Raw genomic sequence first — 16,291 nt, forward strand, 5'->3', positions numbered from 1 at the left:
CTTTACGACGGCCACAGCGATTATCCACATAGCAAAAATGGAATCCCACCGATTTCTGTCACGCGAAAATACGGCATCCAATTGCCGTTGACCAGCAATTATGGGCACCACAATAAGATTTCGGCGATTAATTTAATCGCACCAGAACTACACCTTTTGAACCAATTCAAAAATGCCTCGGTCGGCCACTTGGTACTAGACAATCAACATTTCGGCCACTAGCCCACCTACATAAAGACACCAGAGAGTAGCCGAATGGCCACCCCCAGGCGCGGGCAGGTAGAGAGACCTCCACACTTCACACTCTTGATTAAATAGTTATGATTCCTTTATTAATCACTGGCGAAGTCCGGCAGTCCACAAAGCCCTGACACTTTGCCGAGGCAGATATCTTTCGGAGTACTACCTAATGTTTCGACGCACTTCTGTTCTTGCTACCACCATTGCATCCGCAGCACTTTCCCTGGGCGCGCTGACCGGCGCCCCGACCGCTACCGCAGCACCGACAGCTACGACCAGCAGCGACGACCTGCAGGTTAAGGAATACGCTCTTTCCGATACCTTCTCTTGCGACTACTACAACCTCCCGTGGTGCCGCTAAAGAGCGCTGACCCCCTACCCCTCCTCTGCCGCCCCTTCACGTGAGCGCGGCTACTTCGCGGTGCCGTCGAGCCCCTCTAGAAGTGTGGCAAAATCCGTGACGTTAGTATCCACCCGCGTGTTTGTACTGCGTCGCCTGTTCGGCGCGCTGGCACCCTGATTCCCCTCGCTGGCCCCGCCCGCTGAATGCGCTGCACCCTTTTCTTCAGCTTCGTTCCCAAAATCTGGACCAAAACCGACTACTGCCGAGCGAACACCGACAAGGTACTCGGCAAGCTCACGAGCTGCACGCACGACGCGATTGCTCATCTCCGCGCCGGACACTCCGCCGGCGCCATTTCCGGCACCATCGCCAGCACCAAAGTCCTCAGTGGCTGCAAATACAGCAGTCGGCATAACCGTGCCGCGCAGGTAGCTAAACAGCGGACGCATCGCATACTCCAGCACCAACGAATGTCGTGCTGTGCCAGCCGTCGCAGCAATAATGACCGGCATGGAAGTCAGCGCATCCTTATCCAGGGCGTCGAAAAACATCTTGAACAACCCAGAGTAGGACGCTGCGAACACCGGGGTCGCGGCAATCAATCCATCAGCACCGCTGACAGTATCGAGGGCGGCGCGCAATTTTTCGTCGTAAAGCCCTGTGGACATCACAGTGCCGAGGCTGACAGCGAGTTCGCGCAGCTCGACGTACTCAACTTGGACCCCCTCGCCACGCTTGGAGACCTGCGCCTCGACGGCCTCCGCGATGCGGTCGGCAAGGATGCGCGTGGTTGATGGATCGGAAACACCGGCACTTACGACGACGAGCTTTTTCACTACTGATTCCTTTCAGCCGGGCGGACGAGAAGGTGCGGGGAATCTGCGCCCTCGGCAACCAGCGAGGCATGCGTCGGCGGGTCGGAAGGCACGTGCGCCGGACGGCGGCGCTCGAACTCTTCACGCAGGACCGGAACGATTTCGGTTCCCAGGATTTCAACCTGCTCCAACGCCATTTCCAGCGGCAGGCCGGCGTGATCGATAAGGAAGAGCTGACGCTGGTAGTCGCCAACGGCGTCTGCATAGCCCAGGTAACGTTCGATGATTTGCTCAGGCGTGCCGACGGTCAGTGGAGTGATGTTCTCGAATTCTTCCAGAGATGGCCCATGTCCATAGACCGGGGCATTGTCGAAGTATGGGCGGAAAATCTCCTTGGCCTTCTTCTCCGTCTCAGCGGCGAAGACCTGACCGCCAAGCCCGACGATTGCCTGATCAGCAGCACCATGACCGTAGTGCTCATAGCGCTGGCGGTAGAGATTGACCATGGCTGTGGTGTGCTCGATATTCCAGAAAATGTGATTATGGAAGAAGCCGTCCCCATAGAAGGCGGCCTGCTCAGCAATCTCAGTGGAGCGGATTGAGCCGTGCCACACGAAAGGTGCTACACCGTCGAGCGGGCGCGGTGTGGACGTAAATGACTGCAGCGGAGTGCGGAATTGACCTTGCCAATCCACATTCTCCTCACGCCAAAGGGTGCGCAGCAGGTGATAGTTCTCGATGGCCAGCGAAATTCCCTTGCGAATATCCTTGCCAAACCACGGATAAACCGGCCCGGTGTTGCCGCGGCCCATCATCAGATCAATGCGACCTTCGGAAAGGTGCTGGAGGTAGGCGTAATCCTCGGCGATGCGCACGGGGTCGGTGGTGGTAATCAGCGTTGTCGAGGTCGACAGAATCAGATTTTCGGTCTGTGCTGTGAGGTTGGCTAATAAAATCGGCGGATTCGCCGGTGCCACAAACGGTGGATTGTGGTGCTGGCCAGTAGCAAATACATCGAGGCCGACCTCTTCGGCCTTCTTCGCTAGGGCGACAGTTGCCTTAATGCGCTCATGTTCAGTAGGGATTTGTCCAGTCGTGGGATCTTTTGTGACGTCGCCAATTGTAAAAAATCCGAATTGCATAATTCTCAATCCTAAATAGCAGTTGTTGACATGTCAACGCCTGTTATGCTGGGCATAAGCACTTAAAACGACTCCATATGAACCGCCTCCAACCAAAGGAGCCTCGCCCAGCCATGACAAAACCCCGAACCGATCGCCCGACCGGATGTGCGCTTCTAAAAAATATTCGGCATTTTCTTTGACCTTTGTTGACACATCATCACATCTAGAGTTATCGTTGACACGTCAACACCGGAAGTTGGTTCCGGCGGACAAAAATACTTCGAAACATTCGAGATACTTTTAACTTTTAGGAGATTCACTATGGCTCTTCAGTCTGGCAACTACGTTCTTGATGCACAGCACTCCACCGTTGGATTCACCGTTCGTCACGCAATGATCACTAAGGTCCACGGTCAGTTCACTGAGTTTGAGTCCGTTATTAATTTTGATGCCGACAAGCCGGAGAATTCCACGGCAAAGGCGACCATTCAGGCGAACTCCATCAACACCAACAATGAAGAGCGCGACAACCACCTGCGCTCGAAGGACTTCTTCGGCACCGACGAAAACCCGACCTTCGAATTCGTTTCCACCGCTATCGAGCTCCAGAGCGAAGAAAAGGCCACCGTTACCGGCGACCTAACCATCAACGGCATCACCAAGCCGGTCACCCTGGATGTCGACATTTTCGGCTCCGCTGAAGACCCATGGGGTCAGACTCGCGTTGGCTTCGAGGCAGCCACCAAGATTGACCGCACCGATTTCGGCATCGATTACAACGCTCCTATTAAGACTGGCGGCCTGCTCCTTGGCAACGAGATTTCCCTGCAGATCGACGGCTCCGCAGTTAAGCAGTAACTAGCAGCCAGAACCCCAGCTGCCCGCACCCCAGTAAAGCGTCCTGCATCCTCATGCAGGGCGCTTTTGCGCAATCAATGTGCAATTAATCTGCCCCCCGCTGTGAGAAAAGCATGGTGCGGGAGCAAAAAAGTGGCATGCTTAGACAGGTGAGTTCCAGTAAAGACACTTCCCAGGGCACCGAAACCACCAACGAGACAACGCAGGACGCTCAGGCTGCGCAGGCCGCTCAGGCCGAGCAGTCCCGTGCTGCCCGTGTTGCCGCCCGTCGTGGAAACATCAGGGCACCTCGCCGCACTCCACTGAAGACACTGGACCAATCCTCCAAGCTGCAGAACGTCCTCTACGACATTCGCGGTCCGGTGACTACTCTCGCCGAACAGATGGAGGCCGACGGCCACCGCATCATGATGCTCAACACCGGCAATCCGGCAAAGTTCGGCTTTGATGCACCTGACACCATCGTGCAGGACATGGTCCGCGCCCTCCCCCACGCACAGGGCTACTCCGAGTCCAAGGGTATTTACTCCGCACGCCGTGCCGTCGTCACGCGCTATGAGATGGACCCGGACTTCCCCCGTTTCGACGTCAACGACGTCTGGCTGGGCAACGGCGTCTCCGAGCTGATTTCCATCACCACGCAGGCGCTGCTCAACGAGGGCGATGAGGTCCTCATTCCAGCTCCGGATTACCCGCTCTGGACTGCAGCAACCACCCTCGCCGGCGGCAAGGCCGTCCACTACACGTGCGATGAGGCGAATAACTGGGCCCCGGATGTCGAAGACATTCGCTCGAAGGTGACGGATCGCACGAAGGCGATTGTCATCATCAACCCGAACAATCCGACCGGCGCGGTCTACACACGCCAGACACTCGAAGCCATCGTCGATATCGCTCGTGAGCACTCACTCCTGCTGCTTTCCGACGAAATCTACGACCGCATCCTCTACGACGATGCAGAGCACATTTCCACTGCCTCCTTGGCCCCGGATTTGCTCTGTATCACCTTCAACGGCCTGTCCAAGACCTACCGTGTGGCCGGCTACCGCGCGGGCTGGATGGTGCTGACTGGCCCGAAGCGCCACGCAGAGGGCTTCATCGAGGGCATCAACTTGCTGGCCAGCACCCGTCTATGCCCGAATGTCCCTGCTCAACACGGCATTCAGGTGGCACTTGGCGGTTACCAGTCCATCGAGGACTTGATCTTGCCAGGCGGTCGCCTGCTGGAGCAGCGCAATGTCGCCTACGAGGGACTGACCTCAATTCCAGGCGTGAGCTGTGTAAAGCCGATGGGCGCCATGTACGCATTCCCGAAGCTGGATCCGAACGTCTACGAAATTCACGATGACGAGAAGCTGATGCTCGACATCCTGCGTGAAGAGAAGATCCTGATGGTCGGCGGCTCTGGCTTCAACTACCCGACGCCGGATCACTTCCGAATTGTCACCCTGCCGTGGGCACGCGACCTGAAGGAAGCTATCGAGCGCCTAGGCAACTTCCTGGTCAGCTACAAGCAATAGCAGTACTTAAGGTTGCGCACGCTACTGGTTCTGCCCTTCTCACATATCGATGCGCTATTCACTTATGGACACACTGGAGCGCATCGATGAGTGAGTATTGCATCGATAGGTGGGCCATAGCGCTGATGACCACGGCCCGGCGCGCCGGAATGGCGGTACGCCTTCCGGTGCTGGTGCAGCGATTAGGTTATTAAGGGTGGGCAGGCATTCAAAAGATTCAATGAACTCTGACAACCAGCAACCTTTTCGCGTTGCTCCGGGTTCCGACATAGGTGCGCATCTCGACGTACTGAAGAACTCGAACAGCGGCTCCCCTACCGGCCGGTTCCGGGCTGTCAATACCGCGAATCAACCCAACTCTGCAACCTCGGCTGCCCCAGCACGACATGCAGAACCAGCCGCACATTCAAAACCAGCACCGGTACGGCAAAACGAACCTGCACAAGCCAAACCAAAACCAACGAAACCGCGGCACAACCCCACAAGAGCACGTCGCTTACTGGCCACAGTTCTCACAGTTGCCGGCATTGTCACTTTCCTCGCAGTGATTGGTCTCTGGCCATCGGGTGAAGCTCCGAGCCCAGGGCCGGGATTCCTGCAGTCACAGACGTCAGCTGCAGAGACGGTTAAGGGAACCGTCGTAAAGCAGAGCGTCGGCACGTGCAATTCGCCTGACAACGGACGCGTCTTCGACGACCAGCCGCGTCCAGGGCTGACGACTTCGCTCAACGACCCCGCGGCGCCGAAGTGCCAGCTCTCGGTCATTGAGCTGACCTCAGGCCCAGACGAGGGCAAGAAGACGCTTCTGGAGGCATCCGGCCTTCCCGGCGAAATTGAGCTGGAGGAGGGCGACAAGGTCGTCCTGGCAATTCACCGTCCAAACGCGGCCGGTACCGGAGCTGTCGACAATGGTGCCGTGCCGGATCCGGGGTTGATGACACCGGCTCCCGGCGTTGTTCCCGCGCCTGCCCCTGAGGGCGCAGAGGGTGAGCCTGCTCCTGATGCAGAGGCTCCGGCACCAGCTCCAGCCCCGGAGCAGCAACCAGCACCTGAATCCGACGCAGAGGCCCCCGCTGCCCCCGAAGCTCCTGCTCCCGCGGCCGACACTAATGTCGTCGACCTCGCACCTCATCAGGTTGTCGACACCGCTAGCATCGCCAACACCTACACCTTCCTGGACATGGATCGCACCACGACCATCTGGATGTGGCTCGGCGCGGCAGTACTTCTCATCATCCTCGTCGGCATGACTCGCGGGGTCTTGAGCCTCATTGGTCTTGGCATCACGCTGGCCGCAGTGATGGGATTCCTGGTTCCGGCACTGCTACGCGGTGGCGATCCTGTGGCCTTGGCTATCACGGCGGGCGCGGCGATCCTCTTCCCGGTGCTCTTCCTCGTACATGGCATCAATTGGAAGTCAGCTTCCGCACTGGCGGGAACACTCACCACGATGGTACTGGCGGCGGGCCTGGCCAACCTCGCTATCTCCACGTCGCAGCTACGTGGTCTCGGCAACGAGGACAACCTGCTCATTCAGCTTTACCTGCCTGACGTCTCCGTCACAGGTCTGCTTCTGGCGGGATTCATCATCGGCGCGTTGGGCGTGCTTAACGACGTCACCATCGCCCAGGCCTCGACCGTCCAGGAGCTTTACGAAGCAGCTCCGCGGTCGCGGCCTATGGAGGTCTTCCGCTCGGCAATGCGCGTCGGTCGCGACCACATCGCGTCGATGGTCTACACACTGGTACTGGCGTACCTCGGCACCGCACTGCCGCTATCGATTTTGTTAAGCGTCTCCGACCGGCCGCTGATGCAGTCGTTGACCTCCGATGTCGTGGCCACAGAGCTGCTGCGTTCCACCATCGGTGCGGTGGCTTTGGTACTCGCAGTGCCGATTACCACCCTCATCGCCGCCTATACCGTGGCCCCGGAGGGTATGAAGTTTCCGAAGCGCTCGAGGGCAGCTAGCATTTAGCCGCGGCCGAGGCAGGTGACATCCCAGCCTGCGGCACGCCACTGATCTGCTGGCAGGCAGTTGCGGCCGTCGAGCACCGCTGCGCGCTTGACCAGCTTCTTCGCAGCCACCGGGTCGATGTCGCGGAACTGCTGCCACTCGGTAGCGACGACAACCATCTCCGAGCCTTCCAGAGCTGCTTCGATGCTCGGTGCGTACTCCAAGGTCGGGAAATTCTTCTTGGCGTTCTCCATGGCCTGCGGGTCGTAAACGCTTACCGAAGCGCCCGCCAGAGACAGCGAACCGGCAATCGACAGCGCCGGGGAGTCACGCACATCGTCAGAGTTCGGCTTGAAAGCCGCACCCAGCACGGTCACGGTGTGGCCGAGCAGCGAGCCGCCGAAGCTACCGCGTACCAGGTCAACGGTCTTTTCACGGCGACGCATGTTGATTGCATCGACCTCACGCAGGAAGGTCAGCGCCTGGTCAACGCCCAGCTCACCGGCGCGGGCCATGAATGCGCGGATATCCTTCGGCAGGCAACCGCCGCCGAAGCCCAGACCCGCGTTGAGGAAGCGGCGACCAATTCGGGCGTCCATACCGATGGCGTCGGCAAGCGTAGTGATATCCGCACCTGTGACCTCACAGATTTCAGAGACCGCGTTGATGAAGGAAATCTTGGTGGCGAGGAATGCGTTCGCCGACACCTTCACCAGCTCTGCGGTGGCAGTGTCCGCGACGATAAGCGGCGTCTCGCGCTCGAAGATAGGACCGAAGCACTCGCGCAGGCTGGCCTCGGCAATCGATTCGACCTCCTGACCAGCACCATTGAGGATCATGCCCGGCTTCTGGGTGCCCAGCACCACACGGTCCGGCTCGAGAGTGTCCTTTACTGCGAAGCCCTCACGCAGGAACTCCGGGTTCCAGGCGATTTCGAGGCTGGTGTTTTTCAACTGCTCATCACCAGCTGCTGCGCGCTCACTGATCATCTTCGCAGCCAGCTCCTGCAAGCGCGGTGCGGTACCGACGGGCACAGTGGACTTACCAAACACTAGATGCTTGCCGACGACGCGCTTAGCCAATTCGGTAATAGCCGCGTCCACATAGCGAACATCGGCTGCGTACGAGCCCTTGACCTGCGGAGTTCCGACACCTACGAAGTGGACGTTCGCAAATTCAACAGCCTCGTCGTAGTTAGTGGTGAAACGTAGTCGCCCCGACTCAACGTGCTTCTTTAGCAGTTCGGGCAAGCCGGGTTCAAAGAAAGGAACTTGGCCTGCGGACAATGCCTCAATCTTGGCGGGATCAACATCTACGCCGAGAACCTCGTGGCCTAACTCCGCCATCGCCGCGGCATGAGTGGCGCCAAGGTAACCCGTACCAATAACCGTAATACGCATAAGGGCTATTATTTATCGAAAGATAAAAGGCCCTCAAGCCGATTTAACCCTTAAATGGTGTGAACTAAAGACCCATATTTAGGCTTTCCGCCTGCGGAAACTCTTTATTGAACAATTGTTTCCATTTCTTCACCGAGAATTCACTCGGGGCTATTCACAATTCATTTATATTCCGAGCTCACATCCCGAGTTTCAGGTGCCTTATTCCTCATCGCGGAAGTTCAGGTACGCACGCGACGGCGTCGGGCCGCGCTGCCCCTGATACTTCGAACCGAGCTTGCCGGAACCGTAAGGCACCTCTGCCGGCGAGGACATCTTGAACAGCGCCAGCTGACCGACCTTCATGTTCGGCCACAGGGCGATAGGCAAGTTCGCCACATTGGATAGCTCCAGCGTGATGTGGCCTGAAAACCCTGGGTCAATAAAGCCGGCGGTCGAGTGCGTTGCCAGGCCCAGACGCCCCAGCGAAGACTTACCCTCCAGGCGGCCTGCCAAGTGCGGAGGAATAGTGAAGTACTCCAAGGTCGATGCCAGGACGAATTCGCCCGGGTGAAGAATGAAGGGCTGCCCTTCTGGAACCTCGTGCGGGGACGTCAGTTCTTCCTGCGGCAACTTCGGATCGATGTGCGTGTACTGCGAGTTGTTAAAAACTCGGAAGAACTTGTCCAGACGCACGTCGATGGACGAAGGCTGAATCATCTTCGGGTCAAAAGGATCAATGCCGAGATGGCCGGAGCCTTCGGCATCGATAGCGGCACGAATATCACGATCTGAGAGCAACACATAGACCAGCTTAACCGCTCTGTAATGCACAGCGTGCGCGGGTTGCAGGATATGCCCGCGATAAATTCAGCGGAGCTGCTGCCAACCAATTTTTTCGACGCGAATCGAGAGTGCTACATTGAAGTTACAGAGGGCGACTGATTTCCTGCATGCCACACCTACTGTGCCAATCCCGTGGCGTGCTTTTAATCATTCCGCCTACTGTGTGCCGATGTAGTTCAATGGTAGAACTCCTGCTTCCCAAGCAGGCGGCGCGGGTTCGATTCCCGTCATCGGCTCCACTTAGACGTCGAAAATGATAAGTAGGCGTTTGCGTTAGCGAGTATGCCCCAAGGGGGTCAAGAAAATCGCTTGCGTTAGCGAGTGTATAGCGCGTTAACTCTGACCTGTAGAAACACTTTCCTCTCTTTCGGCTGAGTGAGCGTTTGCGTTAGCAGGCGTTGATTTGGTCGAGGTGGATAGCGTGGTCGGCGACCTCGGTAACGAGTTCAGCATCGTGGGTGATGACGATGACGACGGCACCAGTGTCAGCGAGTTTACGCATTACTCGGGAAATCGCGACAAGGTGTTTGTAGCCAACACCGGACGTGGGCTCGTCGAAGATGTAAACTTTCTTGTTCGCAGCAAGCGCTGTAGCAATAACCAGACGTTGACGTTGCCCGCCAGAGAGTGCTTGCGGATGATCAGCCTCGTGGTCGGCAAGGTCGAGTTCTTCAAGGATCGCGTGGGCATCGATGTGTTGCTTTTCGGCTTTGGTCGTGCCGAGCGTGACTTCGTCGATGACGGTATCTGAGAACAACTGTCGGGTAGGGTCTTGCATCACAAGGTAGGCGTCGCGGCTGGTGAATTTTTGTCCGCCGAGTGTGATGGATGCATGTTTGGCTTTTTCTAGTCCGCAAACAATGCGTGCCAGTGTTGATTTGCCTGACCCGCACGGGCCGAGGAGTGCCGTGATTTTCCCTGCCGGAAACAACACGTGGTTAATATTGAGGACTGTGTTTCCGTGGCGGTAGGCAAAGGCGAGGTTGTCGATTGTGAGCCCTTCACCTTCTGGTTCGGGCAGGCTCGGCATGGATACGGGCACTAGGGATCGCAGCCCAAGCTGTTTGCGCTCCTCATCCGAGGTAGCGTAGAACTCTTCGCCGGTTGCGGTGAGGACAATCTTGCCTTTGTCGAAGCAGTAGACACGGTCGACGATCCCGGAAAGGAAACTTAGCCGGTGTTCAGCAATGATGATGGTGTGTCCATCGGCTTTGAGCCTGGCGATGAGTGTGGCGAGTTGGTCGATAACGTCAGCGGACAAGTTCGCGGTTGGCTCGTCAAAGACGATCAGCGACGTGTTGTTGCACATGGCGACGGAGCAGGCCACGCGTTGCATCTGTCCGCCTGATAGTTGTGTGACGCGGGATTCCAGCAGGTCGGCGATACCTAACTCGGCTGCGACCTCGTCAATGCGGGCACAGATCTCCTGCGGGTCGCGGCCGAGATTTTCTGGGCCGAAGGCGAGTTCTTGGCGCACGTGGGTGGTGTAGAACTGGGTGCGCGGGTTTTGAAACACTGTCGAACAGTGGTGGGCAAGGCGTGGCAGGTCTGTTTGTGCCACGTCAATGTCGTCGACTGTGACGTTTCCGGTAAGGTCGCCGTCGTGGAAGTGCGGGATGAGCCCGTTAAATAGCCGTAGTGCGGTGGTTTTTCCTGACCCGGATGCGCCACACAGCAAGGTGACGGTTCCGGGTGTGATGGTGATGGTTGCGTCGTTGATTGAGGGGTGGTCTGCTCCTCGATAGGTGAAGGTGACCCTAGTTGCTTGGGCTATTGTCATAGGACGATTCTCCATATCGCGAAGCCGATAACGATGAGCAGAATGACTGCGTCGACCACTCGGAATTTCACGACTGTGACTGAGGTGGGCTTTGCGGTTCCGCCCAGTCCGCGCACGAGGGCGGCCGATGCCAGTTCGTCCCCGCTGCGTACCACGGTCGATAGCAGAGGGATTGTGAAGTATTGCGCCGCACGCAGTGAGAGCACGGACATGCCGCGTAGTTTCATGGCATCTGAGATCGCTTTAACTTCGTGGCCGATCACGGGCAGCACACGTAACGCGACTGAGATCGGGATCGTGAAACAGGTCGGGATTCGTGAGCTGGCGAGTGCTTTTTGCAAGGTGGCGGGTCGGATTACGCCGATCGCGTAGGCTCCCATTCCTGCGCTGACGCTGAATCGCCACATCCACTGCAGAAACAGCACGAGGAACGCGCTGGCTGTTGATTTCCAGACCAGGGGTATCACGAAGACGAGTGTGCCGAGAGCCGCAAACGTGGCCAGGTAGACGGCCACCCAGCTCGGGCGCACGAGCGTGTTGGGGTTGATCGTAGCGCTCGTCAGCATCACGGCGGCGAATCCGCCCAGAGTACACACGAACCACGGCGAGTAGGCACTGTAGATCGTGGTGGAGACGATGACGAGCGCTGCGATAATGGTGCGCGGGTCGGGAAGTTTAGACAAGACCGGCCCGTTCAAAGTGTTTGCGCGCGACCCTGGTTCCCAACAGACCAGCAAGCCAGCCCACGATGAGCATCACGCCGAAGAAGCCCAGCAGAATCGGAATCGTGACGACCTGTGCCATCTTGGCGGCATACTCGGCACCCATTTGTTCGGCGATCTGCGACATATATGCGTCTTGGTTCATAAATAGCGGAATCCACGGGGAAACATAGATCGGCAGAATAAACAGTGCATATGCCAGCGGGACACGAACTTTCACGCTCTTCGGCCCCTTGGTGATCACCAAGTCAGCGAGCAGGCCGAACACAGCGGCGATCGCAATTCCTCCCACCCAGTGGCCGGTCACGAAGAAGAGGATTTCGATGATAATCAGCATGATTGTCAACGCCCCCATCTTCGGAGTGCGGGCAGTAAACAGCGCAAAGACGATGCCGTTAACGAGGATAGAAAGCAAGAAGCCGGCATACATGGCAGCCGGAATGAACCCGAGCATTCCGAATGCAAACACGATGACGAACATCAAGGCAGTGAAGACGCCGATATTGATGAAGTCGCGCGCGTTGAGGCGCGAGGATGTGGGTGTGGACATAGTTTTTCCTTTTATGTGCTGATATGCGCTGTGTTTAGACGAGTTGCCATCCGCCTGCGTTGATGCGCTCTTGCCAGAAATCGCGGTATTGACCCGGCTGGTTGACCAGCTCGTCGTGGCACCCGCGCTGGGCGATACGCCCACCGTGGGAGAGCACAATAATTTGGTCAGCTTGTCGAATGGTTTCAAGTTTGTGGGCGATCACGATCAGCGTGGAGTGCTTGCGTAGCTCATTCATCGCCGCAACAATATTGGCTTCATTTTCCGCGTCCAATGCGCTGGTGGCCTCATCGAAAAGCACGATCGGGGCCTTCTTCACCAAGGCGCGAGCGATAGAGACGCGTTGCCGTTCCCCACCTGACAGTGCACGCCCGCCAGAACCCGCCAATGAATTCCAGCCATCTGGGAGGCGGTTGACGATTTCCGTCACGCCCGACAGGTCAGCGGCCCACCTGATTTCTTCATCGGTGGCTTCTGGGTTGCCAAGGCGAATGTTGGCTTCGAGAGTGTCGTTGAATAAGTAGACGTCTTGGAAGACAAGAGACACCTGGCGCATCAAATCTTCGGTGGTCTGCTCGCGCACGTCCACTCCGCCAACGCGCACGCTGCCGGACTGCACATCCCAGAAACGTGCAACCAACCGGGCGATCGTCGTCTTCCCGCACCCAGATGGACCAACCAGGGCACACATGCCACCTTGCGGGACATGGAAGGAAATATCACGGAGAACCGGGGTGTCCGGATCGTAGCCGAAGGTGACGTCCTCGAAACGAACATCACCAGGGGCGTTTATCGGTGTAGAGGCATCGGGTTCGGACAGTTCGGGGGCATCCATGACCTTGTCGACGTGGTTCATCTGCTGGCGGCGTTCTTCCAGCCCGGTCATGCAGCCACCGATGTCTTGGAGCATGGTGGTGAACCGCAGGCACATGCCGATTGTGACCACGGCGTTCAGCGCATTCATTTGCCCGCCGAGGGCGAGTTGGGCGGTCAGCCAGATCATCACCACAATGAGCGCTTGAACGAACATCCCATTAATCAGGTTCGCTAGTGTTTCGATCCACAATGCTTTGCGACCCTTGCGGTCAGCCTGTTTGAATGCCCGATCAAGGGCCGGGTAGTCGTCGGCGACATGGCAGGAGCGCAGCGCGCCTTGGCAGGTGGCGAATTCGACCATGCGAGCCGCCAGCTCCGATTCGGCTGGTTCGGAAACCTTCTTGCCCTTATCGAGAAGCACACGGGAAATATGGAGGAAGGCAAGCATGATCGGGAACGCGATCGTCAAGGTCAGTCCCAGCCGCCAATCCCAGAACCAGGTTCCCACAGTGATCACCAGCACGGCCGAGAGTTTTTGGACGAGAGAGAAAATGAAATGTGCCGCCGACTCGCCCAAGTTCATCATTTCCTGGGTGACCATGCGCGACAGCCGTCCAGAGCTACCCGAATCGAACACTCCCAACGGTAGGCGGGCTACTTTGTTACCTACTGCCTGGTGGACGTCGTGAATGAATCCAAGCGCGCCGATATAGCCGGTGCGCATGCCATAAAACTCCGTGCCCACGCCCAGCACCGCGAACACCGCCAAGGCGATGAGCCAGCCCCAAAACGACAGCCCCCACACCGGCATTCCGGTCGCCAAGGCGCTTGCTGCAGGGAGTAGCGCGAGCAGGGCAAAGCCGTGACACAGTCCTGAGACCGCACCCCACGCTTGACCAACCGAAAGGTCTCGCCACGAGGCGGGTTCCATCAAACGCTTAAAGCGTGGCAGCAATAGTTGATTCATCGTGTCATCTCCTCGCATGCACCTTGGGCAAGAAGTGCCTGATAGTGCGCATTACCCAACAACTCGTCGTGTTTACCGACCACAGCAATGCCCCCGCGTTCCATGACGACAATCTGATCCGCGCCCCTGATCGAGGCCAGTCGGTGGGCGATCACAATCACGGTTCTGCCTTTGGCAAGAGTCGAGAGAGCTTGTTGGATTTTCGATTCCGATTCCGGGTCCGCCATCGCCGTCGCCTCGTCCAGCACCAACACTGGGGCATCAACCATGAGCGCCCGGGCGATCGCGATACGGGCTGCCTGCCCGCCCGAAACGTGGGTGTCCTCCCCCAACACAGTGTCGTAACCATCTGGCAGGCTCATGATGAACTCGTCGATCTGCGCTGCTCTCGCCGCCTGCCGCACCTGATCCAAGGTTGCGTCTCGCGCGCCCAGGGCAATGTTGTTGTGGATGGTGTCGCGAATAAGCTGTGCATCTTGCAGGACGAATGCGACCGTCGAATACAACACATCCTGGGAAATGCTCTTTAGATCAACCCCGCCGATGGTGATCGTGCCAGCGTCCGGGTCATCAAAGCGGGCCATCAAACTCGCCAACGTCGACTTCCCCGCACCCGACGGGCCAACCAGCGCGGTCACCGTGCCTGCCGGAATGCTCAGGCTCACCTCGTCTAATGCCTGGGTGTCGTCATAGGCATACGACACACCCCGAATCTCGATATCATGACCGTGTGGTGTCTGTGGCGCATCGGGCTGACTCAACGCCGGTAGCTCCATGACATTCACCAGCCGTACTGCCGCTGAACCTGCGAGCTGATAAGACCAGGCGATGGTTGCGACTGCCATCAACGCTCCCGGCAGCACCAAGGCAATCAACGTCGTCGCTATCACCTCGTAGATGCTCACCCAACCGGCGTTCATCATCAACGCGCCACCGCCAAGGTTCACGATCAACAACACCGGGATCGACACCCACGAAAATGAGGCGGCCGACATCGACACCAGCGGCATACACCACGCCCGGTAGAGCTTAGAAAACTCGTTAGCTGCATCTAAATAGGCTTTATGTGCTTGGCCAACCTTGCCGAACGCTTTCACCACTGAGATACCGGCAACGAACTCGGCCATCGTTGCCGAAACCTGAGCAAGCTTGGTGTCCATTTCCGCGGTCTTCTCATTCATCCCACGCATCGACATGCCATACATGCCCACATAAACCGGAATCGTCGCAATCGACAGCAGAGCGAGCCGCCAATCCACCACGAACGCATAGGCCAACAAGGCGAGCGGGGAGACGATTGCGTTCAGTTTCTCGATCGGCCCGTGTGCGATCACTGTGTGCACCGTGGCCGTATCATCCTGAATGGTCTTGCGGATCTTCCCTTCGCCCTCGCGGGTAAACCACGACAGCGGAGCAGTCGACATTCGGGCGGCAATTTGCCGACGCATCTGATTACGCAACGACAGGTCAATAAAATGCGTCACGCCCAACGCAACAAAATACAAAGTCAACCGCGCCATGTAAGCAGAAACAAGGAGCATCACGATCCAGTTCACCCGCGCCGGGTCCACCCGGTCTTGCATCAGCGCAGCTCCCAGCTCCACCAAAGCCACATAGGGTGCGATAGCCAACACCCCAGAGGCGAACGTTAAGGCCTGCGCGATAAACAGTTTGCCTTTCACCGGCTGCGATAGCTGACGGATCGCGTTCTGGCCAGCGACTGATTTTTCCTTCGCCGACCCATACTCGCCTTCAACAACCCGATCCGTTGCACTTTCGTTCACGTAAGCACCATCCTTCTTAGGCATGCCTAACCTTACTATATTTCTGGGACTTCTTAGGCATGCCTAACCTTACTATATTTCTGGGAGGTGTGTCTACTGTGCACGTCAACTGATACGAACATCACCCTTTCAGGGCAATCCTCACCTGTTCACCGGTGCGGAACACGAACCGGATCGCGTCCTCGGTGACAATGGCGTGGTCGATAAGTGCGCTCCATTGTGCGGGGTGAAACTCGCTCACAGGTTCCCCTGTCAGATCATTCAGGGTTGTGGTGATGGCGGCGTGCTTGGCGGTGTTCGCTGCGATATCTTTTTCCAGGCTTGTTCTACGTGCGAGCGTCTTACGGTAGGTAGTATCGAGTTCGGCGTACGCGGATTGGCAGGCGTCCTGGTCGAGCGCACACCGCTGGTTTTCCGCAATCAGCGCTTCGATCTGCTCGTCTTTCACCGTCGCGCTGCTGCAGGGATGTTCGTCTGTGTATTTATGGTTGCATTGCCAAACTGCGTCTTTGCATTTCGTGTTCGACGCCCACGTTTTACGCCCATACCACGCCCCACACCGAGCACATTCCAGCCGGGTGGAGAACAACCCG

Annotated in this window: 14 protein-coding genes and 1 tRNA gene; 5 read left to right on the top strand and 10 right to left on the bottom strand. The window is 57.6% G+C overall.

The features are described from left to right. The first annotated feature begins 409 nt into the window (after nucleotides 1-409). The gene (locus QP982_RS00660; protein WP_049171743.1) at nucleotides 410-601 is read left to right on the top strand and encodes a hypothetical protein; all 192 of its coding nucleotides are present in this window, start codon (nucleotides 410-412) and stop codon (nucleotides 599-601) included. Nucleotides 602-651: 50 nt separating this feature from the next. Here the strand turns inward: QP982_RS00660 and QP982_RS00665 are convergent, their stop codons facing one another. Together QP982_RS00665 and QP982_RS00670 are read right to left on the bottom strand one after the other, a co-directional pair. Continuing rightward, nucleotides 652-1,419 carry an FMN reductase gene (locus tag QP982_RS00665; protein ID WP_284870060.1) on the bottom strand — a complete coding sequence of 256 codons (768 nt, stop codon included), beginning with the start codon at nucleotides 1,417-1,419 and terminating at the stop codon, nucleotides 652-654. Further along, entirely contained in the window at nucleotides 1,419-2,540 is a 1,122-nt protein-coding gene (locus QP982_RS00670) for a CE1758 family FMN-dependent luciferase-like monooxygenase (protein WP_284870062.1), read from the bottom strand. Before QP982_RS00670 ends, QP982_RS00665 begins: the two co-directional genes overlap by 1 nt. 303 nt (nucleotides 2,541-2,843) lie before the next feature. Between QP982_RS00670 and QP982_RS00675 the strand changes: the two genes are divergently transcribed. From QP982_RS00675 to QP982_RS00685, 3 genes are all read left to right on the top strand, one after another. Then, nucleotides 2,844-3,380 (top strand): YceI family protein, encoded by a 537-nt coding sequence (locus tag QP982_RS00675; RefSeq protein ID WP_016421578.1) that lies wholly within the window; start codon nucleotides 2,844-2,846, stop codon nucleotides 3,378-3,380. Nucleotides 3,381-3,517: 137 nt separating this feature from the next. Further along, nucleotides 3,518-4,900: a pyridoxal phosphate-dependent aminotransferase gene (locus QP982_RS00680; protein WP_284870063.1), complete on the top strand. Its 1,383-nt coding sequence runs from the start codon at nucleotides 3,518-3,520 to the stop codon at nucleotides 4,898-4,900. 544 nt (nucleotides 4,901-5,444) lie between these two features. Continuing rightward, nucleotides 5,445-6,875, top strand: a complete 1,431-nt coding sequence (locus QP982_RS00685; protein WP_284870064.1) for a YibE/F family protein — start codon at nucleotides 5,445-5,447, stop codon at nucleotides 6,873-6,875. On the opposite strand, the gene QP982_RS00690 is transcribed toward QP982_RS00685, so the two are convergent. Together QP982_RS00690 and dcd are read right to left on the bottom strand one after the other, a co-directional pair. After that, entirely contained in the window at nucleotides 6,872-8,254 is a 1,383-nt protein-coding gene (locus QP982_RS00690; RefSeq protein ID WP_284870065.1) for a UDP-glucose dehydrogenase family protein, read from the bottom strand. The two genes, QP982_RS00685 and QP982_RS00690, sit on opposite strands and share 4 nt — an antisense overlap. A 201-nt stretch (nucleotides 8,255-8,455) precedes the next feature. After that, entirely contained in the window at nucleotides 8,456-9,037 is a 582-nt protein-coding gene (dcd, locus tag QP982_RS00695) for a dCTP deaminase (protein WP_005511764.1), read from the bottom strand. A 207-nt stretch (nucleotides 9,038-9,244) separates the two neighbouring features. On the opposite strand from dcd, the gene QP982_RS00700 reads away from it, so the two are divergent. Continuing rightward, nucleotides 9,245-9,318, top strand: a tRNA-Gly gene (locus tag QP982_RS00700). A gap of 149 nt (nucleotides 9,319-9,467) precedes the next feature. Here the strand turns inward: QP982_RS00700 and QP982_RS00705 are convergent. The 6 genes from QP982_RS00705 to QP982_RS00730 all read right to left on the bottom strand — a co-directional run bounded on the left by QP982_RS00705 (nucleotide 9,468) and on the right by QP982_RS00730 (nucleotide 16,287). After that, nucleotides 9,468-10,859 carry an ABC transporter ATP-binding protein gene (locus QP982_RS00705; RefSeq protein WP_070602388.1) on the bottom strand — a complete coding sequence of 464 codons (1,392 nt, stop codon included), beginning with the start codon at nucleotides 10,857-10,859 and terminating at the stop codon, nucleotides 9,468-9,470. Further along, entirely contained in the window at nucleotides 10,856-11,542 is a 687-nt protein-coding gene (locus QP982_RS00710; protein WP_070437217.1) for an energy-coupling factor transporter transmembrane component T family protein, read from the bottom strand. Before QP982_RS00710 ends, QP982_RS00705 begins: the two co-directional genes overlap by 4 nt. Continuing rightward, nucleotides 11,535-12,131 carry an MptD family putative ECF transporter S component gene (locus tag QP982_RS00715; protein ID WP_070437219.1) on the bottom strand — a complete coding sequence of 199 codons (597 nt, stop codon included), beginning with the start codon at nucleotides 12,129-12,131 and terminating at the stop codon, nucleotides 11,535-11,537. Before QP982_RS00715 ends, QP982_RS00710 begins: the two co-directional genes overlap by 8 nt. A gap of 34 nt (nucleotides 12,132-12,165) precedes the next feature. Next, nucleotides 12,166-13,914 carry an ABC transporter ATP-binding protein gene (locus QP982_RS00720; RefSeq protein WP_070437222.1) on the bottom strand — a complete coding sequence of 583 codons (1,749 nt, stop codon included), beginning with the start codon at nucleotides 13,912-13,914 and terminating at the stop codon, nucleotides 12,166-12,168. Beyond that, nucleotides 13,911-15,698, bottom strand: a complete 1,788-nt coding sequence (locus QP982_RS00725; RefSeq protein ID WP_070595712.1) for an ABC transporter ATP-binding protein — start codon at nucleotides 15,696-15,698, stop codon at nucleotides 13,911-13,913. The genes QP982_RS00720 and QP982_RS00725 overlap by 4 nt, the downstream gene beginning before the upstream one ends. A gap of 121 nt (nucleotides 15,699-15,819) precedes the next feature. Beyond that, a complete protein-coding gene (locus QP982_RS00730) occupies nucleotides 15,820-16,287 on the bottom strand; it encodes a recombinase zinc ribbon domain-containing protein (protein ID WP_224433374.1) in 468 nt (155 codons plus the stop codon). Nucleotides 16,288-16,291 lie beyond the last annotated feature (4 nt).

Origin of the sequence: Corynebacterium sp. MSK019 (assembly GCF_030232425.1) — a bacterium.
GTDB lineage: Bacteria > Actinomycetota > Actinomycetes > Mycobacteriales > Mycobacteriaceae > Corynebacterium > Corynebacterium jeikeium_D.

Coding starts and splice junctions, on each gene's coding strand:
- QP982_RS00660 (WP_049171743.1), top strand. CDS start 410: ATGTTTCGACGCACTTCTGTTCTTGCTACCACCATTGCATCCGCAGCA.
- QP982_RS00670 (WP_284870062.1), bottom strand. CDS start 2,540: ATGCAATTCGGATTTTTTACAATTGGCGACGTCACAAAAGATCCCACG.
- QP982_RS00675 (WP_016421578.1), top strand. CDS start 2,844: ATGGCTCTTCAGTCTGGCAACTACGTTCTTGATGCACAGCACTCCACC.
- QP982_RS00680 (WP_284870063.1), top strand. CDS start 3,518: ATGCTTAGACAGGTGAGTTCCAGTAAAGACACTTCCCAGGGCACCGAA.
- QP982_RS00690 (WP_284870065.1), bottom strand. CDS start 8,254: ATGCGTATTACGGTTATTGGTACGGGTTACCTTGGCGCCACTCATGCC.
- QP982_RS00705 (WP_070602388.1), bottom strand. CDS start 10,859: ATGACAATAGCCCAAGCAACTAGGGTCACCTTCACCTATCGAGGAGCA.
- QP982_RS00715 (WP_070437219.1), bottom strand. CDS start 12,131: ATGTCCACACCCACATCCTCGCGCCTCAACGCGCGCGACTTCATCAAT.
- QP982_RS00720 (WP_070437222.1), bottom strand. CDS start 13,914: ATGAATCAACTATTGCTGCCACGCTTTAAGCGTTTGATGGAACCCGCC.